18 protein-coding genes and 1 tRNA gene are annotated in these 21,261 nt (G+C 62.1%); 10 read left to right on the plus strand and 9 right to left on the minus strand.

What is annotated here, in order from left to right; genetic code table 11:
- Positions 1-34: 34 nt before the first annotated feature.
- From DW189_RS11330 to DW189_RS11350, 5 genes are all read right to left on the minus strand, one after another.
- Complete coding sequence (locus tag DW189_RS11330; RefSeq protein WP_117508249.1) at positions 35-952, minus strand: transporter; 918 nt, start codon at positions 950-952, stop codon at positions 35-37.
- Positions 952-2,106, minus strand: coding sequence for a retropepsin-like aspartic protease (locus tag DW189_RS11335; protein ID WP_117508251.1), 1,155 nt, complete (start codon positions 2,104-2,106; stop codon positions 952-954). Before DW189_RS11335 ends, DW189_RS11330 begins: the two co-directional genes overlap by 1 nt.
- Positions 2,107-2,119: 13 nt before the next feature.
- On the minus strand, positions 2,120-2,569 hold the full coding sequence (locus DW189_RS11340; RefSeq protein WP_117508253.1) for a GatB/YqeY domain-containing protein: 450 nt from the start codon (positions 2,567-2,569) through the stop codon (positions 2,120-2,122).
- 139 nt (positions 2,570-2,708) lie between these two features.
- Entirely contained in the window at positions 2,709-5,702 is a 2,994-nt protein-coding gene (locus DW189_RS11345; protein WP_117508255.1) for a fibronectin type III domain-containing protein, read from the minus strand.
- Positions 5,692-7,143, minus strand: a complete 1,452-nt coding sequence (locus tag DW189_RS11350; RefSeq protein ID WP_117508257.1) for a sodium:solute symporter — start codon at positions 7,141-7,143, stop codon at positions 5,692-5,694. Before DW189_RS11350 ends, DW189_RS11345 begins: the two co-directional genes overlap by 11 nt.
- Positions 7,144-7,531: 388 nt before the next feature.
- Here DW189_RS11350 and DW189_RS11360 point away from each other — a divergent pair, with 388 nt between their 5' ends.
- The 9 genes from DW189_RS11360 to hisIE all read left to right on the plus strand — a co-directional run bounded on the left by DW189_RS11360 (position 7,532) and on the right by hisIE (position 15,686).
- Positions 7,532-8,095 (plus strand): cysteine dioxygenase, encoded by a 564-nt coding sequence (locus DW189_RS11360; RefSeq protein WP_117508261.1) that lies wholly within the window; start codon positions 7,532-7,534, stop codon positions 8,093-8,095.
- Positions 8,096-8,663: 568 nt separating this feature from the next.
- Positions 8,664-9,515, plus strand: a complete 852-nt coding sequence (gene hisG / locus DW189_RS11365; protein ID WP_117508263.1) for an ATP phosphoribosyltransferase — start codon at positions 8,664-8,666, stop codon at positions 9,513-9,515.
- 19 nt (positions 9,516-9,534) lie between these two features.
- Entirely contained in the window at positions 9,535-10,830 is a 1,296-nt protein-coding gene (gene hisD, locus DW189_RS11370) for a histidinol dehydrogenase (RefSeq protein ID WP_117508265.1), read from the plus strand.
- Positions 10,827-11,861: a histidinol-phosphate transaminase gene (hisC, locus tag DW189_RS11375; RefSeq protein ID WP_117508267.1), complete on the plus strand. Its 1,035-nt coding sequence runs from the start codon at positions 10,827-10,829 to the stop codon at positions 11,859-11,861. Before hisD ends, hisC begins: the two co-directional genes overlap by 4 nt.
- Entirely contained in the window at positions 11,858-13,006 is a 1,149-nt protein-coding gene (gene hisB / locus DW189_RS11380) for a bifunctional histidinol-phosphatase/imidazoleglycerol-phosphate dehydratase HisB (RefSeq protein ID WP_117508268.1), read from the plus strand. Before hisC ends, hisB begins: the two co-directional genes overlap by 4 nt.
- Positions 13,003-13,590 carry an imidazole glycerol phosphate synthase subunit HisH gene (gene hisH, locus DW189_RS11385; protein ID WP_117508269.1) on the plus strand — a complete coding sequence of 196 codons (588 nt, stop codon included), beginning with the start codon at positions 13,003-13,005 and terminating at the stop codon, positions 13,588-13,590. Before hisB ends, hisH begins: the two co-directional genes overlap by 4 nt.
- 4 nt (positions 13,591-13,594) lie before the next feature.
- The gene (gene hisA, locus DW189_RS11390) at positions 13,595-14,326 is read left to right on the plus strand and encodes a 1-(5-phosphoribosyl)-5-[(5-phosphoribosylamino)methylideneamino]imidazole-4-carboxamide isomerase (protein ID WP_117508270.1); all 732 of its coding nucleotides are present in this window, start codon (positions 13,595-13,597) and stop codon (positions 14,324-14,326) included.
- A complete protein-coding gene (hisF, locus tag DW189_RS11395) occupies positions 14,308-15,060 on the plus strand; it encodes an imidazole glycerol phosphate synthase subunit HisF (RefSeq protein ID WP_117508271.1) in 753 nt (250 codons plus the stop codon). The genes hisA and hisF overlap by 19 nt, the downstream gene beginning before the upstream one ends.
- 5 nt (positions 15,061-15,065) lie before the next feature.
- Positions 15,066-15,686 carry a bifunctional phosphoribosyl-AMP cyclohydrolase/phosphoribosyl-ATP diphosphatase HisIE gene (gene hisIE / locus DW189_RS11400; RefSeq protein ID WP_117508272.1) on the plus strand — a complete coding sequence of 207 codons (621 nt, stop codon included), beginning with the start codon at positions 15,066-15,068 and terminating at the stop codon, positions 15,684-15,686.
- Positions 15,687-15,822: 136 nt separating this feature from the next.
- Here the strand turns inward: hisIE and DW189_RS11405 are convergent, their stop codons facing one another.
- Together DW189_RS11405 and DW189_RS11410 are read right to left on the minus strand one after the other, a co-directional pair.
- Positions 15,823-17,277, minus strand: a complete 1,455-nt coding sequence (locus DW189_RS11405; protein ID WP_117508273.1) for a phosphodiester glycosidase family protein — start codon at positions 17,275-17,277, stop codon at positions 15,823-15,825.
- 496 nt (positions 17,278-17,773) lie between these two features.
- Positions 17,774-17,847, minus strand: a tRNA-Met gene (locus DW189_RS11410).
- 132 nt (positions 17,848-17,979) lie between these two features.
- On the opposite strand from DW189_RS11410, the gene DW189_RS11415 reads away from it, so the two are divergent.
- Complete coding sequence (locus DW189_RS11415; RefSeq protein WP_055212447.1) at positions 17,980-18,660, plus strand: potassium channel family protein; 681 nt, start codon at positions 17,980-17,982, stop codon at positions 18,658-18,660.
- Positions 18,661-18,781: 121 nt separating this feature from the next.
- On the opposite strand, the gene mscL is transcribed toward DW189_RS11415, so the two are convergent.
- Positions 18,782-19,270, minus strand: a complete 489-nt coding sequence (mscL, locus tag DW189_RS11420; RefSeq protein ID WP_055212446.1) for a large conductance mechanosensitive channel protein MscL — start codon at positions 19,268-19,270, stop codon at positions 18,782-18,784.
- A 119-nt stretch (positions 19,271-19,389) separates the two neighbouring features.
- On the minus strand, positions 19,390-21,243 hold the full coding sequence (locus DW189_RS11425; protein ID WP_117508274.1) for a biotin/lipoyl-containing protein: 1,854 nt from the start codon (positions 21,241-21,243) through the stop codon (positions 19,390-19,392).
- Positions 21,244-21,261: the final 18 nt, after the last annotated feature.

Genomic DNA, 21,261 nt, shown 5'->3' on the forward strand with positions numbered 1-21,261 from the left:
TCCATACGTATCCTCCCGGGCCCGAGTTTCCCGGTTAGGCCTGCTCTTCCCGCCGGTCATGGCGGTAAATCTGATACGAGTTCACGAAGTTCTGCCAGACAATATATGCCGTCGGGGCGATCGAGGAGATCGGGTCGAGGAACGACTGCGCCATCCAGACGGCCAGCACCGTGTTTTTCTGCCCGAGCGACTGCCCGCCCGCCGGGGCGTCGCCGTAGCGGCGTCCCAGCGTGCGGCCGACCTTGAACTGCACCAGGCAGATTACCAGCGCCGCGAATACCAGCCACAGTTCGGTCGCGGGCGAAGCATCGTGCAAATCGAGGATAAAGGCCGTCGTACGGCCGATGATCACCACCAGCGATACGAGCCACATGTAAAATGAAATCTGACTGTGATCCCCGATCCATTTCGCCGCTCCGGGCAGTACGAAACGGCAGAACTGCGCAGCCGCGAAGGGCATGATGAGCAGCGGCGCGATACGCGCCAGTATCTGCGTGAAGGAGCATGCCCCCATCCCGGCCAGCGACAGAACGACGGGCGCCACGAGCGCGATCACCATGTTGCACACGAGGCTGTATGTAGCCATCGTCGGGACATTGGCCCCGAGCATCCCGGCGATCACCACCGCGGCCATCGCCACGGGCGCCAGCACACAGATCATCGCCCCCTGTGCCACGATGGGATTGAGCGGCAGCAGCAGGAAATAGACCGCCACGCTCACCACAACCTGAAACAGCAGCAGCCACAGGTGCAGCATCGAAGGCTTCATCTGCCGGGGCTTGACGCGGCAGAATGTAAAGAAGAGCATCAGGAAAATCAGCGAGGGTGTAATCATCTGGTGCGTCCACCCCTCGAGGGCGGTCACGGGGCGGCAAAGCAACGCCCCGACCACCATGGCCGTCGGCATGGCGACGGTCTTGACATTGCGGTGCAGGTATTCCAGTACGTGCATTATTTCAGGATTTCAATCGTTAGGACAACATGCTGCCCGGAGGCCGTCCCGATCCCGCACACCGTACCGTCCAGCGGGTCGGGGTCGAGCAGGAATCGGCAGGCGTCGCCGTCCCAGGGGCGGCCGTCGAGCGAGAGGATGCGGTCGCCGGGGGCGATGACGCCCGCGAGCGCCTCATCCCACACCTGCCCGACGACGAGCTGCCCGGCGGAAAGGGCCAGCGTAAAATTACAGGCGGGCTGCGGCGGGGCTTTCGCCTCGCCCCCGCGGGGTATGAACAGGAAGCGCTTGCGGCGGAAATCGAGCACGATCTGCCCCCAGTCGAACAACTTGCAGCCGAGGATCCGGTTGTGGCCGAAGGTGCGCTTGACCGGCATGTCGGCAATGACCGTCCCCTGGATTTCGAACCGGGGGATCGTACCCCGGAAATGGCTGTTCACCCTGTTGCGGTTCGTCCAGCCGATAGCCGACGCATATCCGTCGGCCCAGCGCAGGCTGTCGATGAACCACAGGGGCGGGGGCGCATCGCCGGAATCGGCATAGGAGAAATGGAAATAGCCCGCCGAGCCGGTGTCGAATTTGACGTACATCCGGGCCTGCCTGTCGCCGTTGCGGCATGTCACCGGCAGGAACGGGCATCCGCCGCCCAGTTCCATGCGCGACATGCGTCGGCCGCGGGGCAGCCCCAGCCTGCGGACATCGTCCGTGACGGTGATCGTCGAGTCGGCATTGGGCATGCGGACGGCGCACCAGCGCAGCAGGTCGCACCCCGCGATGCCGTCGACCCGCAGGCAGGCGAAGACCAGCGAAGTGTCGGGCATGACCAGCACCGGATGGTCGCGGAAAAGCGCGTCGCCCATCCGCAGGCTGTCGAGCCGAACCAGGTCGATGGGGACGACATGGCCCTCGAAATCGCGGACTTTTTGGGTTTTCACGATCTCGGCCCCCAGTTCGTCGCGCAGCGATTCGCTGATGCAGGTGCCTGACGCCCCGGTGTCGAAGATAAACCGGCGGGGGCCCGCAGGCGTGCCGAGCACCACGACATATTTGCCGTGCTCGACCGTATAGGGCAGGTCGAACCGCACGGCAGGACGCCGGGCGCAGACCTCCTGCACCGCGACGAGACTGCACAGGACAAACAGCAGGCGTTTCATCGGCACACCCGCCTTACGCGAGCAGTTCCCTGACCTTGGCCGAAATATCCTTGCCGTCGGCACGTCCGGCGAGCTTCTTCGTGACCACGCCCATCACCTTGCCCATTTCCTTCACCGACGTGGCGCCGACCTCGGCGATCACGGCCCTGACCTCGGCCTCCAGCTCTTCGGGCGTAAGCTGCCGGGGCAGGTACTCCTGGAAGACGGCGACCTGCGCCAACTCCTCGGCCGCGAGGTCGGGGCGGTTCTGCTCTGTGAAGATCGCGGCGGAATCGGCACCCTGCTTGGCCAGTTTGGAGATGATTTTCAGGACGTCGGCATCGGGCAGCTCGGCGATTTCCGGGCCCGCGGTCTTGGCCTCGATGATATACTTCTTGGCATTGCGCAATGCGCCCAAGCGCACGGTATCCTTGGCCTTCATGGCCTCCATGATACCTTTCGAAATCTGTTGTTCGAGTGACATAATTTATCTATTTTACAAAAAACAATCGTTTATCCGTCCTCTTCCGGGGCGCCCCGCCGGGCGGCACACGGCGCTTGGCGCGCCACAGCCGGAGCATAACTGCCGCAAAACCGGCACCGGAGGCCGACCGCACGGCCGGCTAATCATCCCCTCCGCTCTTTCCGCCGAGCAGGAAACCCAGTATGTCGGCCATCAGCCGGTCGCGCTGCACATCGCTCTCGAGGGCTTCGAACGGAAAGCCCATGACGAACGTGCGGCTGTCCGCGCAGGCCACCCCCGCGCAGCGGTTGTTGTCCACATAGCGCATCACGGGGAAAGCCCCGCCACCCGCGGGTCTCAGGGCATCGACCCGTTCGACCCGGTAGCGGTCGGGGCGGAAATCGTCGACATAGCGGTACTCGGCGCGCGAAAAACCCGCATGCGAAGTCACGACCCGCACCCGGTTGCGGTCGACGGACTGGTCGCCGTCGTAGGTGTAGTGCAACACCTCCTCGGCAAAAGCGCGGTCTGCGGGGGTGGCCTCCCCGCCCGTCCAAAGGTCGGTCGCCACGTAGCTGCCCGACACGAAAAGGGCTCCGTCACCGGCCATATAGCGTCTCAGGACATCCTGCAATTCAGGCGAAAACGTTTTGAACGCATACCCCGCCACACCGCGCCCGATGGTCACGGAGCGCTGTTTGCCCAGAATCAGGTCGACTGCGGAATACTCCTCCAATGACACGCCGCGATCCCCCACGGCCCGCACCGAGGCCGAGCAGAACGAATAGCCCGCCCGGGCTATGGAACGGCCGTGCACATAGGGATAGTCGAACGTATTGCCGCCGATTACCTCCGTCTCGTAGTCACAGTTGCAGGCGCCGAGGGCGATGCTGTCGACCTCGCACCCGGCCATCGCCAGGTCGAACACCTGCTGCCCGCCGATGAACGAAATGTCCTGTTTGTCGGGCACCCCGCCGTCGAGCTCGGTATAGAACCCTGCCAGCGAATCGCGGCGCATGCTCAGCGGGGCGCTGATGCGGTCGAATCCGTTTACGACCAACACGTTCCCTTTCTCGTCGGGCATGCGGCAGGCGGCGACGACCTCGCTGGGAAAACTCTCCCCGCCTTCGTTCACGGCGGTCACCTTGTAGCTGTAAATGCGCCCCGGTTCCTGCTCGGAAAGCAAACAGGGCTTGTCGGTATAACGGCCGTTGTCGAAGCCGCCGTCGTCGATGCGCGTATAGACCACATAACCGGTCGGGGTGGCCGTCATTTCGAGCGAATCCATCACGGGCGACCACGAAACGGCCACATTGCCGTCGTCGGCGAACTGCACCGAGAGGGCCTCCACAGGAAGCGGCTGCACCACATAAGGTAATCCGTACTGCGAACTGATATACTGCAAGATACCCTTATAGATAGCGCGGCTCACGAGGAACTTGAAGCGCGGGTCGCTGCCATAGCGCATGTCGGCGAAATTCTGGTGCGAGAGCAGTTCGAGCAGCATGGTCGGGGCACCCGGCACGCGCGCTTCGTAATAGGCGCGGTTCCAGAGCCCGCGGCGGTTCCATTCGGGTTCGCAGCTACGGCGGATGTCGGAGACGATCTGCGTCATGACGATGTCCGTCAGGTCGCGCGAACGGTAGCGGTCGGCACCGCCCTCGAAACGCCCCTTGTTCTCGCGGGTATAGAAGATGCCCAGCGTGCCGATGGTCTCGTCGTTGAGCCGCACGCCCGCATCGGAATGGAAGGCCAGCGCCATGTCGACCGGAATCCGCAGTCCCGTGCTGTCGGGCATCCGCTCCGAACCGCCCATCAGGGCATTGACCCAGTGGGCGCGCGACATGTAGTCGTCCTTATAATCGTCGGCGTTCTCCTTCGGGGTGTATACCTTCGGGTCGAAACCCGCCCACTGAAGCCAGTAGCGAGCGCCCTCGCAGAAACGGGGATAGCCGCTCGTCTCCTCGGCATATTCGACGCCGGGACGGCGCAGCGAATCGCTGACCGAGCGGGCGACATTACCGTAGCCGCCGCCGACCTTCACGGCGTCGGCCGTGACGATACGTCCCGCCTGCCGCGAGCGGTTGGTGAGCGTCACGACCGGCTGCTCACCCGGCCCGAAGAGGAAATGCCCGAGGTAAATCCATGTCCCGCCGCCCATCGTCTGGTTCACGGCGAACGTACTCTCGCCCCCGAGGTGATGCACCGTATACTGCGCGTCGTCGGTGCTTCCGGGCACCGTTTCATAGCTTACATAGACGGCGTATTCACCCCGCTCGGGGATGGAGGCACGCCACGCGGCGCGGCTCTCGGCACCCCCGGCGACCGTCCGCACACGGCGGGTCGTACCATCCCGGAACGGGTTTTCGCCGGTGCGGTATACCTGCCGCGTATGCGCGAACCCGACACCGCCCGGCTGCCATTTCTCGGGGCCGTCCGTCTCGGCGTATTGCCCGGCGGCATCGTTGTCGGCCAACACCTCGTATTTCTGCACATCGCGCTCGCGGGGCAGCATCACGCAGGCTCCCGCATTTTCGAGCATCGGCACCAGGTAAGGCAGCACATAGCTCTGGGTATAGAGGTCTTCGCAGGTCATCCACAGCCGCGAACGCTGCCATTTCCAGCGGTTCGCAGGCTGGTCGAAATAGCGCCCGTGGCTCTGCCACAGCGCGATATGGCGCCCGGAGAGCCCCTGCGTGGGAGCTGCGGGCGAGGACTGGCGGACGACGAGCGGCCGCTGCGAACGGTTGACGAAGGGCACGACCTTCTTCTTGCGCAGCAGTTTCCTGAACTCGGCATCGGTGCGGTAGGCCATCGGGATCAGCCCCCGCACTTCGCGCTTGTCGGAATAAAGCTCGATGGAGGCTTTACGGTACTCCGGCGGCAGGACGGCACGCACCGAGTCGTACATGGCCCGCAGGTTCTGCTCGCGGAACGGGTAATAGGAGAGCCCCACCGAGGTGTAGATGCGCACCCGCTTGCGCGAGGCGTCCACGCCCTCGATGCGGACAAAGCCGCCCGAAACCTCACGGGCGACGATACGCGACAATGTACGGCCGATCTCGCGGCGGGTCGCGGCGTCGACCCCGGCGGCCGGGGCTTGCTGCCAGCCGAAGCAGAGCAGCAGGAAAAACGACAGGAATTTAGTTTTCATTCTTCTTGGCAAGCAACAACATGCCGGCCATGGTGAAGGCGGCATTGTAAATCAAAAGTTCGAACCCGATCCGGTAGTCCCACGCCTCGCGCGCCCAGTATTGCACGAGGGCGCTCAGCATGGGGGCGGCGACGGCGACCACGGGCATCCAGCCGTCGCGGATCTTCAGGCGCGTGAACATCCCGAAGGCGAACATCCCCAGGATCGGCCCGTAGGTATAGCTGGCGACCTTGTAGACGAGGTTGATGACGCTGTCGTCGGCCAGGTATTCGAAGCCGAGGATCACCAGCGCCATACCGACGGCCATGCCGACGTGCACGCCCCTGCGGATACGGGTCAGGCGTTCGTCGCCGTAGCGCCTGGTGCCTTGCAGGATGTCGACCGTGAACGAGGTCGTAAGGGCCGTAAGGGCCGAACCGGCAGCTGAATAAGTACTCGAAATAAGCCCCACAACAAACAGTATGCCAACGAATACCGGCAGCCCGCCTTCGACAGCCACCAGCGAGAATACCTGGTCGCCCTTCGCGGGCACGGCAAGGCCGGTGCGGCCGATGTAAATGTAGAGCAGCACACCCAGCACGAGGAACAGGAAGATGACGAATATCTGGCTGACGGCCGTCAGGACGATGTTTTTCTGCGAATCGCGCGGCGTGGCGCAGCTCAGGTTCCGCTGCATCATGTCCTGGTCGAGCCCCGTCATGGAGATCAGCAGCACGACGCCCGCGAGAAACATCTTCCAGAAATAGCGGTCGGAGGAGGGGTCGTCGAAGAAAAACACCCGCGAATAGGGCGACGCGGCGACCTCGCGGGTCATTTCGCCGAACGACATGCCGAGCGCCTGCATGATGAAGACGATCGACAGCACGAGGCTGCCCACCAGGCAGAAAGTCTTGAGCGTATCCGTCCAGATGAGCGACTTGACACCCCCCTGCTGCGTATAGAGCCAGACGAAGAGCATCGTCACCAGCGCATTGAGCCAGAACGGCAGCCCGTAGTGGCTGAAAACCAGCAGTTGCAGGACGGCGCAGACCACGTAGACACGCAGCGCGGCACCCAGCATCTTCGACACGAAGAAGAACCACGCCCCGGTATGGTGCGAGAGGATGCCGAAGCGCCCGTCGAGGTATTCGTAGAGCGACACCACCCGGAGGCGGTAGAAGGTCGGGATGAGCAGGAACGCGACGACCAGCTGCCCCACGGTGAAACCGGCGACCATCTGCATGTAGGAGAAGGAATCGACGGCGACCGAACCCGGCACCGAGATGAAAGTCACGCCCGAGATTGCAGCCCCAATCATGGCGAAGGCTGCCATATACCACGGCGTGCTCCGGTTGCCGGTGAAGAACCCGGCATTGTCGGCACGCCGGCCCGAGAGCCAGGCGACGACAAAAAGTACGGCTATATAGCCCAATACGGTGGCGATAACGGCGAGAGGTGTCATAAGCGGAGTCAGCGTTCGGATTTAAGTTACAAATATAGCAAAAAAGGCTGTACGGCGGCAACCGCAGGGCATTTTTCCGTAAAAAACGACATCGGGGAACGGCTTGCGCCCGCCCGGGGGCCGTGCCGGAAAAAACGGCCAGGGTAAACGGGAGAACGAACGGCAAAGCGACCGGAAAGGCCGCCCGGGCAAAGGCAAGGCGGCGACAATCCGATGGCGCGACGGCTGGCGGGCGGCAACGTTGTCAGGATCCGGAAGCAGGGCGCCCGGCAGAGACGCCGCGCAGCGCCCGCACACCCGGGAAACCGACACGCAGCGCAGGAATAAGTATTTTTACTGAAGGTTTGCACGGGGCGGCCAGCTATCTTTGCACCAAACGGACAACACCATGAAACAGGAACGACATGCGACGACACTCGCGGAGGATTTGCAGGAGGCTTCGGCCAGCACAGCCGTGTACGGGGAGTTTTTTACCGGACTGCTGGGGATCATCGGCAGGAACCCCGTCGACGACGCATTGGGCGAGCGGATACAGGGCTATGTGCTCGGCTGGCTCGAGGGGCACCCGCTGACGGAATTCGACGACTATTCCGCGACGGCCTACCGCCGCACCTACCTGGGCCGATCGCCGGAAACGGGATGGGAGGCGATCGTGATGAGCTGGCAGGAGGGCAACCGCACGAGCATCCACGCCCACCCGCAATTCGCAGGCTACCACTTCTCCGACGGCAGGTTCCGGCTCGAAATCTTCGAGCCCGCAGGCGGCGGCATGGCACGTCCGGTGCAGAGCGCCGAGGTCGAAGCCCCGTGCGCGTTCTTCGCAATCGGGAAACCGGGGTGTTTCGACAACCACATACACCGCATCACCTGCCTGAGCCCCACGGGGCACAGCCTGCACGTCTATTCGGACGACGCACTGCGCGGCAAGGTATACGGCGAAGCGGACGAATAAGCCCCGGACTTTCCTCCGCCGTCCGCCCCGCACCCGGAGCGGCCGCAACCACCCCACGGGAATCACGGCAGCAGGGGCAACAGGTAAAACCGAAGCGCTGAACTGCCCCACTGAAACCGTCCGCCGGCAGACAAAAATAGCAAAAAAACGGACACGGTGAAGACGACCGGCAGCAGGGCACGGATACCGGCATTGCAGATACCCGGACGCCGGACGTGCAATTTCTGCAAACTCCATGCACCGGCCGCACGCTACCGGAAACAGGCCGCACGGGACAGACGAAGATCGCGCCGAGGGTGTCCAGGGCTGATTTTGAAAATATATTAAAAAATTTTACTTGGAATTTTGTTTTTTCGGACAAAATAGATACATTTGTCCCAACGACAGCATATATGACAATATTTCACCATATCCATCATCACCATCACCACTTTCCGAAGGGGTAAGACGGATATGTACATGTAAACGGAACCATAAGTTTAACAAAAGTATATACGAAGCTCACCTCCTGCGGGTGGGCTTTTTTCGTGCTTATGCCGCGGGCGGTGTGCCAAAATCGACAAAAAAAATGCTGAGAATCGCAATCCAGGCCAAGGGCCGACTCAACGAACAGAGCATCGAACTGCTCTCCGAGGCGGGCATCCGCGTCGCCGAAAGCAAACGCAAACTCATCTCGCGCGCCGGGGGCTTCCCGCTGGAAGTGCTCTACCTGCGCGACGACGACATCCCGCAGGCCGTGGCGATGGGCGTCGCCGACCTGGGCATCGTGGGGCTGAACGAAGTGGCGGAGAAAGGATTCCGCGTAGAGCAGGCGATGGATCTCGGGTTCGGGAACTGCCGCATCTCGCTGGCCGTGGAACGCACGGCGGCATACGAAGGGCTGGATTATTTCCGCGGCAAGCGCGTCGCCACCTCCTACCCCAACATCCTCACGCGGTTCTTCGCCGAAAAGGGCATCGACGCCGAAATACACACCATCGAGGGTTCCGTGGAGATCGCCCCGGCGGTCGGGATGTCCGATGCGATCTTCGACATCGTATCGTCGGGCGGCACGCTCATCTCGAACGGGCTGGTCGAAGTCGAGAAGGTCTTTTATTCCGAGGCGGTGCTGATCGCCAACCCGGAAATGGACGAGGCGAAGCGCCGTGAAACGGCACAGCTCACCTTCCGCTTCAACTCCATCCTCGAAAGCCGGGGCATGAAATACGTGCTGATGAACCTCCCGGCGGAGAAACTCCAGGAAGCGATCGTCATCCTGCCCGGCATGCGCAGCCCCACGATCCTGCCGCTGGCACAGGAGGGATGGTGTTCGATACACGCCGTGATCAGCGAATCCCAGCTCTGGGAACGCATCGAACGGCTCAAGGAGATCGGCGCGGAGGACATCCTGGTGCTGACGCTCGAAAACATGATCCGCTGACCCCGAAAAACACCCGGATATGGAAATGCTGAAAATCCACAACAACCCGCCGCGCCGTGAATGGCCGGCCCTCACGGCCCGCTGCACGCGACAGGAGGGCGAAATCACGGAACGGGTCGCCGCCATCCTCTCACAGGTGCGCACGGGCGGCGACAAGGCGCTGCGCGACCTCGTGGCCCGCATCGAAGGTTACGTCCCCGAGAGGTTCGAGGTTTCCCGCAGACAGCGCACCGAAGCGGCCAAAGCCGTGCCGCAACGGCTCAAGACGGCGCTGGCGATCGCCAAGTCCAATATCGAAGCCTTCCACAGGGCACAGCTCCCGCCGCAGGTCGACATCGAAGTGATGCCCGGCGTGCGGTGCGTGCAGCGTGCCGTAGCCATCGGCCGCGTGGGGCTCTACGTCCCGGGCGGCAATGCCCCGCTCTTCTCGACGGTGCTGATGCTCGCCCTCCCCGCCCGGATCGCCGGGTGCGGCGAGGTCGTACTCTGCACCCCGGCTGGACGCGGCGGGAAGATCGCCCCCGAGGTGCTTTTCGCCGCCGACCTGTGCGGCGTCGACCGCATCTTCGCCGTCGGCGGGGCGCAGGCCGTGGCCGCCATGGCCTATGGCACGGAAAGCATCCCGCACGTCGAAAAAATCTTCGGCCCGGGAAACCGGTACGTCACCCGCGCCAAGCAGCTGGTAAGCGCCGAGGCCGTGGCCGTAGACCTGCCGGCAGGCCCTTCGGAGGTGATGGTGCTGGCCGACAACAGCGCCCGGGCGGAATTCGTCGCCGCCGATCTGCTGTCGCAGGCCGAGCACGGGGACGACAGCCAGGCCATCCTGGTCTGCCGGACGGAGCGTTTCGCACGGCAGGTAACCCGGGCCGTCGAGGAGCAGATCCGGTATCTCAGCCGCGGCGAGGCGATCCGCAATTCGCTGGCCAACAGCCGGATCGTATTGTTCGACGAGGAATACAAGCAGATTGCGTTCGCCAACGCCTATGCCCCGGAGCACCTGATCGTCTCGATGCGCGACGCATGGGGCATCGCCGCCAAGATCACGGCCGCGGGCAGCGTCTTCATCGGCAACTATTCGCCCGAAAGCGCCGGGGACTACGCCTCGGGTACCAACCACACGCTGCCCACGGGCGGCTGGGCCCGTGCCTGCAGCGGGGTGAACGTCGACAGTTTCATGCGCAAGATCACATTCCAGGAGCTGACGCGCGACGGGCTCGACGCGCTGGCGCCCGCAATCACGGCCATGGCCGAGGCCGAAGGGCTCGACGCACACGCCAACGCCGTGCGCGTCCGGATGAAAGGAGGGATACTATGAAACCGCTGTCGCAGTTGGTGCGCCCCAACATCCTGGCGCTGCAACCCTACTCCACAGCCCGCGACGAATATGCGGGCGGCGGAATCGACGTATGGCTCGACGCCAACGAAAGCCCCTACGACAACGGCGTGAACCGTTACCCCGACCCGCACCAGCGGGCGCTGAAAGCCCTGATCGCGGAACTGAAAGGCGTGGACGCCGGGCGGATCTTCATCGGCAACGGCAGCGACGAGGCCATCGACCTCGCATTCCGGATCTTCTGCCGGCCGGGGCTGGACAACGCCGTGTCGATCGCCCCGACCTACGGGATGTACCGCGTGGCGGCTGCGACGAACGACGTGCAGATGCGCGAAGTGCCGCTGGGAGCCGGCTACTCGCTCCCGGTCGGGGCGCTGCTGGCGGCAGCCGACGAGCGCACGAAGCTGATGTGGCTCTGCTCGCCCAACAACCCCACGGGCAATGCGTTCCCGGCGCAGGAGATCGAAAGCCTGCTCCGCCGCTTCGACGGCATCGTCGTGCTGGACGAAGCCTACATCGACTTCGCCGACAGCGGCGGGTTCCTGCCGCGGCTCGGCGAGTTCCCGAACCTGATCGTCCTCCAGACGCTCTCCAAGGCGTGGGGCATGGCCGGGCTGCGGCTCGGGCTGGCTTTCGCTTCGGAGGAGATCGCCGCCCTCTTCGGCCGGGTGAAATACCCTTACAACATCAACACGCTCACGCAGCGGGCCGTCGCGGAATCGCTCCGCAGGGACATCTCGGCCGAGGTGGCGGCGATCCGCGCCGAACGCTCGCGCCTGGCGGCGGCACTCGCGGCATGCTCCTGCATCGGGCAGGTCTACCCCTCGGAAGGCAACTTCCTGCTGGTAAAGACCGCGGCACCCGACCCGTTGTACCGGGAGCTGGTCGCAGCGGGGGTCATCGTCCGCAACCGTTCGCGGATCGCAGGTTGCGAAGGCTGCCTGCGCATCACCGTCGGGCGCCCGGAGGAGAACGACCGCATGTTGGAAACCGTCAAAAATTTCCGCCCATGAAAAAAGCGCTCTTCATAGACCGCGACGGCACCGTGATCGCGGAGCCGCCCGCAGATTACCAGGTCGACAGCCTCGAAAAGCTGGAATTCATACCCGGTGCGATCTCGGCGCTCCGGACGCTCCGGGGGCTGGATTTCGAACTGGTGATGGCGACGAACCAGGACGGGCTGGGCACGGAGGCCTTTCCGGAGGAGGATTTCCGGCCGCCGCACGAAAAAATGCTGCGCACGCTCGCAGGCGAAGGCGTCGCCTTCGACGACATGCTTATCGACCGCACGTTCGAAAGCGACGACGCCCCGACGCGCAAACCCCGCACGGGCATGTTCGGCCGCTACACGGACGGGTCGTACGACCTCGGGGCGAGCTACGTCGTGGGCGACCGGGCGACCGACATCCTGCTGGCGCGCAACCTCGGGGCGAAGGGCATCCTTTTGGCGCCTGCCGCCGAAGGGCGCAGGATGCTGCGGGAAGCGGGCGCGGAAGAGGCATGCGTGCTCATCACGGACTCGTGGGCCGAGATCGCGGAATACATCCGCCGCGGGGAACGGCGGGTCGTCGTGACGCGCGAAACGCGCGAAACGCGAATCACCGTACGCATAGACCTCGACGGCCGGGGCTTCGGCACCTGCGGGGCCGCCCCCGGCGACGGGATTTCCACCGGGCTGCGGTTCCTGGATCACATGCTGGCCCAGATCGCCCACCACGGCGGGGTGTCGCTCACGGTGGAGGCGCACGGCGACCTGGACATCGACGAACACCACACGATGGAAGACGTGGCGATCGTGCTGGGCGAGGCCATCGACCGCGCCCTGGGGTCGAAGGCGGGCATCGGCCGCTACGGCTTCGCACTGCCGATGGACGACTGCCAGGCGCTGGTACTGCTCGACTTCGGGGGGCGCATCGACTTCGAATGGGACGCCGAATTCCGCCGCGAGCGGGTCGGGGACGTCCCGACGGAGATGTTCCGCCACTTCTTCCACTCGCTCTGCTGCGCGGCACGCTGCAACCTGCAGATTTCGGCGCGCGGCGGGAACGACCACCACAAGGCCGAGGCGATCTTCAAGGCTTTCGCGCGTGCGCTGCGCATGGCCGTGGCACGCACCGGCTTCGGATACGACATACCCAGCAGCAAAGGCATACTATGATAGCGATCACGGATTACGATACGGGCAACCTGCGTTCGGTAGCCAATGCCCTGCGGCGCATCGGCGCCGAATTTACGGTCACGTCCGACGCCACGGTGCTGCGGCAGGCGGACAGGGTGCTCCTCCCGGGCGTGGGTGAAGCCTCGTCGGCAATGGCCAAACTCCGCGAACGGGGACTGGATGCGCTCATCCCCACCCTGACGCAGCCCGTACTGGGCATCTGCATCGGCATGCAGCTGATGTGCCTGGACAGCGAGGAGGGAGACACCCGCTGCCTGGGCATCTTCCCGGCGCACGTCGTGCGGCTGAGAGGCGGGGAAAATCCGCTGAAGATTCCCCACGTAGGCTGGGACACCGTCGGCAGGCTCCGCAGCCCGCTTTTCGACGGCCTCGGCGAAGACACCTACCTCTACTATATCCATTCCTACGCGGCACAGGCGTGCGACGCCACGATCGCCCAAACCGACTACGGAGGAGCGTTCAGCGCCGCCCTGGGGCGCGGCAATTTCTTCGGCACGCAGTTCCACCCCGAAAAGAGCGGGCGGGCGGGCGAGCGGATACTACGCAATTTCCTAAAACTCTGATGACATGAAAATCGAAATCATACCCGCAACAGACATCATCGGCGGCGCCTGCGTGCGCCTGGCGCAGGGCGACTACGGCCGCCGGACGACCTACTACCGCGACCCGCTCGAAGCGGCGCAACGCTTCGAAGAGGCGGGCATCCGCCGGCTGCACATGGTCGACCTCGACGGCGCCAAGGCGTCGGAGCCCCGCAACCTCGCCGTGCTGGAACGCGTGGCGACGAAAACCACGCTCGAAGTACAGTACGGCGGCGGAATCAAAAGCCGCGGGGCGCTGCGCAGCGTATTCGGCGCAGGCGCCAGCCGCGCCATCTGCGGCAGCATCGCCGTGCGCGAACCGGAATCGTTCGCCGAATGGCTCGCCGAATTCGGCGGCGGGAAGCTGATCCTGGGCGCCGACATCCGCGACGGCGCGGTGGCCGTACAGGGATGGACGGAGCGATCCGAGATGACGGCGCAGGAGCTTATCGCCCGCTTCGCACCGCAGGGGCTCGCGCAGGTCATCTGCACCGACATCGCCCGCGACGGGATGCTGTGCGGCACCTCGGCGGAATTCTACGCTGGGTTGCAGGGGCAGTTCCCCGGGGTGGAAATCACCGTGAGCGGCGGCATCGCCTCGATGGCCGACATCGAGGCGCTCGACGGCGCGGGGCTGCGCAGCGTAATCGTCGGCAAAGCCCTCTACGAAGGACGTATCACCCTCGAAGAACTGAAAAGATGCTTGCCAAACGCATAATCCCCTGCCTCGACATCCGCGAGGGACAGACCGTCAAGGGCATCAATTTCGTCGGGCTGCGCAACGTCGGCGACCCGGTGGAGCTGGGGGCGAAATACGCCGCCGAAGGGGCCGACGAACTGGTATACCTCGACATCAGCGCCACGGAAGAGGGGCGGCAGACCTTCACGGAGCTGGTCGCCCGAATCGCCGAACGCATCGACATCCCGTTCACCGTGGGCGGCGGCATCGCATCGGTCGCCGACGCCGGGCGGCTGCTCGACGCCGGGGCGGACAAGGTCACCGTCAACAGCGCCGCCGTACGCGACCCTGCGCTGATCGACGCCATCGCGTCGAAATACGGGTCGCAGTTCGTCGTCGCGGCCATCGACGCGCGGATGACCGACGGCGTATGGCGCGTCACGACCCACGGCGGCAAACGCATGACCGACCGCGAGCTTTTCGCATGGGCGCACGAAGTCTGCCAGCGGGGTGCGGGCGAGCTGCTCTTCACCTCGATGGACCACGACGGCACGCGCGACGGCTACCCGTGCGAAACCTTCGCACGGCTGGCCGAGCTGCCGGTGCCGGTCATCGCCTCGGGCGGCGCAGGGTCAGTGCGGCACATCGCCGACGTGCTGACGCACGGCCGTGCCGACGCGGCGCTCGCGGCCAGCATCTTCCACTACAACGAAATCCCGATCCCCGTGCTCAAACGGGAATTGCACCGGCTGAATATCAACGTAAGACAATAGACACCATGGAAATCACAGCAAAACCCTTCGAGGCGCTCGACGCCTCGAAGCAGGCCGACGGACTGATCCCCGCCATCGTACAGGACGTGCGCACCCTGCGGGTGCTGATGCTCGGCTACATGAACCGGGAGGCTTACGAAAAGAGCCTTTCAGAAGGCCGCGTCACCTTTTACAGCCGCACGCGCCGCCGCCTCTGGACAAAAGGCGAAACAAGCGGCAACTACCTCGAAATCGTATCAGTCACCGCCGACTGCGACAACGACACGCTCCTCATACGTGCCATCCCCCACGGCCCGACCTGCCACACCGGGGCGGCGAGCTGCTTCGACGGGGCCGCGGCCGGGCCGGAAGGCTTCATCCGCTATCTGCAGGGCGTCATCCAAAGGCGACACGCCGAGATGCCCGAGGGCTCCTACACGAGCAAACTCTTCGAGCGCGGGGTGAACAAGATCGCACAGAAAGTGGGCGAAGAGGCCGTGGAAACGGTTATCGAAGCCGTGGCAGGCAACCGCGAAGCGATGGTCTACGAAGCCTCCGACCTGATATACCACCTGCTGGTGCTGCTCGAAGCCGCCGGATGCTCCATCGCCGACCTCGAAGCGGAGCTGGCGCGTCGCCACAGCTAAAAAAAGCTGCACCCCGCCCGGAAGCAAAATGGGCATGATCCCCACGGCGCAGCGCATGGAAAAGGCCGGCATGTCGTGAGACATGCCGGCTCGATTATTTACCATGCCACCGTCATCCGGACGGCAGGACATTCCGTTACTTGAAGACCAATGCACACTGCATCGCCTTCTCGGCGTCGCCCGAAGCGACCTTGGAGTTGAGTACGGTTTCGTGTTTGTTGATACGCATGTTCGGCGAACTCGAGCCCTCGAACGACATGGCGGAGACGCAGCCCAGCTCCTTCATGACCTTGGCCAGGTCGAGCATCGAAACGCCGACGCTGCCCTCGACCTGCTGGCCGCAGAATGCGAAAACCTTACCCTGAGCCGTGATACCTACCGCAGCACGGGCATACGCAGGATTACCGGCATACCAGCCGCTGTTACTACCGTCGTTGCAGATCGTTTGCGCCTCGGTCAGGATATTACCGTCCCACAAAACCATCGGGATTCCGGAAACAGCCGTCTTGGCATCCCACACGGTACCGTCGCCCTGAACCCGAGCCGTGAAACTGCTGCCGTTCCTGAACGGGAACGCATAGAGTTTACCGTCGAATTTCTGCGACCAGGCCATCTTGTAGGCACCGTTGTTATCCTGCCCGATCGTAGCGAACGAATTGATGGCATGAGGATCCTGAACGAACTGTCCGTCACGGATGATAGTCTGAACTGCGGTGCCGGCAGAAGATACACCCACCAGGTATACGTTCCAGCTGCCGTCCAAACCTTCGAGCTCCTGAATCGTCTTAAGATCGGAACCGTTGCCGACAACGCCCATCGTCGACTGCGGGCCCATGATGGCGATGTAGGCGATATTATTGTCGACGCCGTTCAGCTTCGTGGTCTTATAGACCTTGATATATTTGGGCAGCGTGCCGAAACTTCCCGTCTCGTCCGTCCATCCCTGGCTCAGCAGGGGATCGGTATAGCCGGTCTGCTTGACGACATAGGTGTAGTCCGTCCCGCCGTAGGTGACCACCAGCGTCCCGTCGGCGAATTCGAGGTCGAACGTCTTGTTCTCGGGGGACTTCAGGGAAGCGCCCGGAACCAGCTCGATGTCGAAGACCATGGCATTGACATTCATGCCCGTCTTGTAAGCGATCGTGATGGTGTTGCCGGCGATGACCGCCTCTTCGTTGCCCACCTTCGCGGAGAGGATCGGGTTGGGAATATCCTTGGGCTTGGCCGACATCAGGTAGGTTTCTTCGTGGAGGTAGCCCACGTTCACAACAACGCTGTAAGGGGACGTGAGGTTAACCTCGGCGGTCGCCGTGCCGGGCGTTTTGAGGATAGCACCCCAGGTCATATCGAACGTAACCGTCACCTTGGATAGGTCGGTCATGTTCTGGAACTCCCCGAACGTGATGGTCTTGTCCGCATCCGAAATGACGGCGGTGATCGTCGCATCGCCGTCGGCAGCCGTCACGGAAACGAAAGGTTGGGAGACTTCCGAGGGCCATTTTTCATCGTCGTCCGAACACGAGGCAATAAGAAATGCACCCATGCAGCACAACAACGCGGTCAACAGGGGGGGGGTAAAAAGTTTTTTCATAATCAGGTATTTTAGATTGAATAATTATGGGTTAGTTCTCCTTCGGGTATTTTAAGAAATTTATTCGGGGATAATCTCGATACAAGTAATTAATTTTACAATAGGAATGTGATACCACAAGTATCACACTTATATAATATAACAATCCATTTTAAAAATATAAATACGGCATTATTTCCACACGAATGTAGTAATAATATTTATTATTACAATGTTTTTTGAGTAAAAAAAGTTAATAAAAGAACCACCCAAAGTAATATTTTTTGGGTAATAAAATATAACTAACTGATTTCATGCGAAATAAGAAATTAATAAAATGCTCCCTCCGGGACAAAGCAAGATGCCCTCCCGGATTCGCCGGCCGCGGCAAAATAAAACAGGGCGGACGGACACAGCCGAACGGGGCGGGACAAAGGGTTGTGCGAAGATCGGTAGACGAGGAGAGGCGGGGAACAAAAAAGGGACACCTGGCGTACAAGTGTCCCTTTGTATTTCGTAGCGGGTCCGAGACTTGAACTCGGGACCTCATGATTATGAATCATGCGCTCTAACCAGCTGAGCTAACCCGCCATTGCATCAAAGCGAGTGCAAAGGTAATAGAATTTTTTATTCATGCAAAATCTTTCGGCAAAAAATCACCGGAAAATTCAGACTCCGGGGCTTTGGCACCGATTTTGCCCGCCTGTGGGCAAACAGAATGACATGCCGCTGACAGACACATCACGCAACGAAATCGCCAATTCCCTGAGCATACTCAAAGTAATTGCCGGCGTAGTCCTGCTCGCCGCGGTCTCGTGGGAAATCATCGGCGGAGACCACACCCGTTTTTCGCAGAGCTACCTGACCGTGCAGCTGGTGGTCTGCATCCTTTTCCTGTGCGATTTTTTCGTACGCTGGGCGGCGGCCGAACGTAAAGGGCGCTTCTTCGGGCGGAACATTCTGTTCTTCCTGATCTCGATCCCCTACCTGAACATCCTGGCCTGGAGCGGTGCAGACCTCCCCCGCTACTGGGCCATGCTGATCGGGGTGATGCCGCTGATGCGGGCGTTCCTGGCACTCTACGTAGTCGTGCAATGGCTCGTGGACAACAAGATCCGCCGGCTATTCACGGCCTACATCTTCACGGTCGTGGTTTTCACCTATATCTCGGCACTGGTCTTCTACGACTACGAAATATTCGTCAATGACAAACTCCATGGTTTCGGAAACGCCCTGTGGTGGGCCTGGATGAACGTCACGACCGTCGGCGCCGAGATATTCGCCGTCACGGCCATCGGCAAGGTCATCACCATCCTGCTGCCTACGCTGGGAATGATGATGTTCCCGATCTTCACCACTTATATATTACAGGAGTATACGCACAAAAAGGAGTCCGACCAATAAGACCGCCGGGCCGGGCAGCGGGTTCCCCTCCCTTGCCACAATCCCATGGGCACGGCCGGCACGCGCAAATACAAGCGGGCTGCCTGCCAAATGCAGACAGCCCGCTGTACGTATCGGGTAATTATTTCTTCTGCTCCCTGAGCAGGTCGCGGATCTCCGTCAGCAGCAACTCCTCCTTCGTGGGTGCGGGTTCAGGAGCGGGTGCCGGAGCGGCGGCCTCCTCCTTTTTCCGCATCAGGCGGTTCATCAGCTTGACCATCAGGAAGACGCAGAATGCCAGGATCGTAAAGTCGATGCACTGCTGGATGAAGGCGCCGTAATTCCAGTAAACGGGCTCGGTAGCCGCCTTTGCAGCGGCTTCGCCGCCGCCCGTCACGACGTCGCCGACGGCATGCACGGCACTCGAAGTCATGTCCCGGAACTTCGAAATATCGAGCCGCAGCTGCGAAAAATCGGTATTGCCGATCAGCGCCCCGATCGGCGGCATCAGAATGTCGTTCACCAACGACGAGACGATTTTGCCGAATGCACCGCCGATGATCACACCGACGGCCATGTCCATCACGTTCCCCTTGAGGGCGAATTCCTTGAATTCTTTTAGAAATGCCATAAGTCTGAGGTTTAATTATTTGATGGTGCAAATATACTATTTTTCCGGGAAATCGCACGAAAAAGGGCAACCGACATACAGCCGGCTGCCCATTCTTCGGACGAATGTGCCGGAGGGGATCATCCGATCTCGGCCAGTACGGCGTCGGTCGCCACGTTCTCGCCGGGCTGCACCAGCACCTGCTTCACCGTGCCGGCGTAATCGGTCGTCACGGCATTCTCCATCTTCATGGCTTCCAGGATTGCGATCTCGTCGCCGGCCTTGACCGTATCGCCCACCTTGACCTTCAGCTCGATGATACGCCCGGGCAGCGGCGCCGTCACGGCATTGCCCGTGATGACGACCTTCTTCACCTCTTCGGCCTTTTTCTCCTCGGCCTTGGGCTCGGCGGGTTTGGCCGCGGCGTAAGCCTTGACCTTCATGTCCGTGAGGAATGTCTTGGCGACCATCGGGAACAGCTCGAGCAGCAGCACTTCTTTCTCGTTGGCGGCGAGCTTCACACCTCCGGCCTCGGGCAGTTCGGGGTTGGGCTGCATCTGGTATTTCGACGTATCGTAGGGCGTCTCCTCACGCACGCCGCAAATCTTGAAGCGGAATTCGGGGTCGATCTTCACGGGCGTGTGTCCGTACTCGCCCTTGACCAGGCCGACGAACTGCGAGCTCTTGTTGGTGTACATCGGACGCCCGGCCTTCTCGTCGAGGGCGCAGTTGACGGCCTGCGCACCGACGATCTGCGAGGTCGGGGTCACCAGCGGCGGCAGGCCTGCGGCCAGGCGCACCGAGGGGATCAGCTCCATGGCGCGCGGCAGGATGTCCTCGGCCTTGAGCTGCTTGAGCTGGGCGACCATGTTCGAGTACATGCCGCCGGGGATCTCGGCCTTTTGCACCAGTTCGTTGGGAGCCGGGAACCCGAAATAGGCCTCGATCTTGCGGCAGGCGTCGATCGTAGCGTCCTCATCGTCGGCCTTGGCGGCCGCAATAGCCTTGTCGAACAGGGCGTCGATCTCGGCGGGCAGCTTGTCGGTCAGCGGGTTGAACGCCTTGGGCTCGGGTTTGTCCGCGCCGAATACCGACTGGTTGAGCTCCTTGCGGATCTCGCGCAGCTGGGTATTGATCTTGGCCACGGCCTCCATGTTCACACCGGTATCAACGCCGAGCTTCTTGCAGAAGACGTGTACCAGCTCGATGGCCGGGGCACCCGTGCCTTCGGCGAAATACCAGCAGTTGGTATCGACGATGTCGACGCCGGCCACGATGGCCGCGAGCACCGAAGCCAGGCCGTAGCCGGGGGTACAGTGGGTATGGAAATCGACCGGAATCGAGATGTTCTTCTTGAACAGCTTGACCAGCGTGGCGACACGGCGCGGCGGGATCAGGCCCGACATGTCCTTGATGGTGATCATGTCGGCGCCCAGTGCGGCCATCTGTTTGGCCTTGTCGAGGAAATAGGCATCCGTGAAGACGGGCTGCGGCCGCTTCTTGCCCATCAGGCGCTGCATGAAGGAGGGTTCGGGATATTTCGGGTCGACCGTATAACATACGGCGCAGTCGGCGATGCCGCCGTACTGCTTGACGTATTTGATCGTCGATTTCACGTTGTCCACGTCGTTCAGGGCATCGAAGATACGCATGATGCCCAGCCCGCTTTCGATCGCGTTGCGGCAGAAGCCGTCGATCACGTCGTCGGGGTAAGGCGCGTAGCCGAACAGGTTACGGCCGCGCGAAAGCGCCGTGAGCTTCGACACCTTGCCCACAGCCTTGTAAATCGTCTCCAGGCGCGTCCACGGGTTCTCGTTGAGATAACGCATCACCGAGTCGGGCACGGCACCGCCCCAGACCTCCATCGCATAGAAATTTGCATCCTTGTAGAAGGGCAGGCAACGGTCTACCTGTGCCTGCGACATGCGCGTCGCGAACGAGGACTGCTGTCCGTCGCGCAACGTAAGGTCTCTGATTTTGAGATTTCTCGCCATTGTGATATTTTTATTAAG

The sequence above is a fragment of the Alistipes sp. AM16-43 genome, from assembly GCF_003435745.1.
GTDB lineage: Bacteria > Bacteroidota > Bacteroidia > Bacteroidales > Rikenellaceae > Alistipes > Alistipes onderdonkii.

What these genes read in the sequence shown, in the direction of transcription:
- DW189_RS11345 (WP_117508255.1), bottom strand. Translation starts at nt 5,702, where the DNA reads ATGAAAACTAAATTCCTGTCGTTTTTCCTGCTGCTCTGCTTCGGCTGG.
- hisB (WP_117508268.1), top strand. Translation starts at nt 11,858, where the DNA reads ATGAAAAAAGCGCTCTTCATAGACCGCGACGGCACCGTGATCGCGGAG.
- DW189_RS11360 (WP_117508261.1), top strand. Translation starts at nt 7,532, where the DNA reads ATGAAACAGGAACGACATGCGACGACACTCGCGGAGGATTTGCAGGAG.
- hisC (WP_117508267.1), top strand. Translation starts at nt 10,827, where the DNA reads ATGAAACCGCTGTCGCAGTTGGTGCGCCCCAACATCCTGGCGCTGCAA.
- mscL (WP_055212446.1), bottom strand. Translation starts at nt 19,270, where the DNA reads ATGGCATTTCTAAAAGAATTCAAGGAATTCGCCCTCAAGGGGAACGTG.
- hisG (WP_117508263.1), top strand. Translation starts at nt 8,664, where the DNA reads ATGCTGAGAATCGCAATCCAGGCCAAGGGCCGACTCAACGAACAGAGC.
- hisD (WP_117508265.1), top strand. Translation starts at nt 9,535, where the DNA reads ATGGAAATGCTGAAAATCCACAACAACCCGCCGCGCCGTGAATGGCCG.
- DW189_RS11425 (WP_117508274.1), bottom strand. Translation starts at nt 21,243, where the DNA reads ATGGCGAGAAATCTCAAAATCAGAGACCTTACGTTGCGCGACGGACAG.
- DW189_RS11335 (WP_117508251.1), bottom strand. Translation starts at nt 2,106, where the DNA reads ATGAAACGCCTGCTGTTTGTCCTGTGCAGTCTCGTCGCGGTGCAGGAG.
- DW189_RS11340 (WP_117508253.1), bottom strand. Translation starts at nt 2,569, where the DNA reads ATGTCACTCGAACAACAGATTTCGAAAGGTATCATGGAGGCCATGAAG.
- hisF (WP_117508271.1), top strand. Translation starts at nt 14,308, where the DNA reads ATGCTTGCCAAACGCATAATCCCCTGCCTCGACATCCGCGAGGGACAG.
- hisIE (WP_117508272.1), top strand. Translation starts at nt 15,066, where the DNA reads ATGGAAATCACAGCAAAACCCTTCGAGGCGCTCGACGCCTCGAAGCAG.
- DW189_RS11415 (WP_055212447.1), top strand. Translation starts at nt 17,980, where the DNA reads ATGCCGCTGACAGACACATCACGCAACGAAATCGCCAATTCCCTGAGC.
- DW189_RS11405 (WP_117508273.1), bottom strand. Translation starts at nt 17,277, where the DNA reads ATGAAAAAACTTTTTACCCCCCCCCTGTTGACCGCGTTGTTGTGCTGC.
- hisA (WP_117508270.1), top strand. Translation starts at nt 13,595, where the DNA reads ATGAAAATCGAAATCATACCCGCAACAGACATCATCGGCGGCGCCTGC.
- hisH (WP_117508269.1), top strand. Translation starts at nt 13,003, where the DNA reads ATGATAGCGATCACGGATTACGATACGGGCAACCTGCGTTCGGTAGCC.
- DW189_RS11330 (WP_117508249.1), bottom strand. Translation starts at nt 952, where the DNA reads ATGCACGTACTGGAATACCTGCACCGCAATGTCAAGACCGTCGCCATG.
- DW189_RS11350 (WP_117508257.1), bottom strand. Translation starts at nt 7,143, where the DNA reads ATGACACCTCTCGCCGTTATCGCCACCGTATTGGGCTATATAGCCGTA.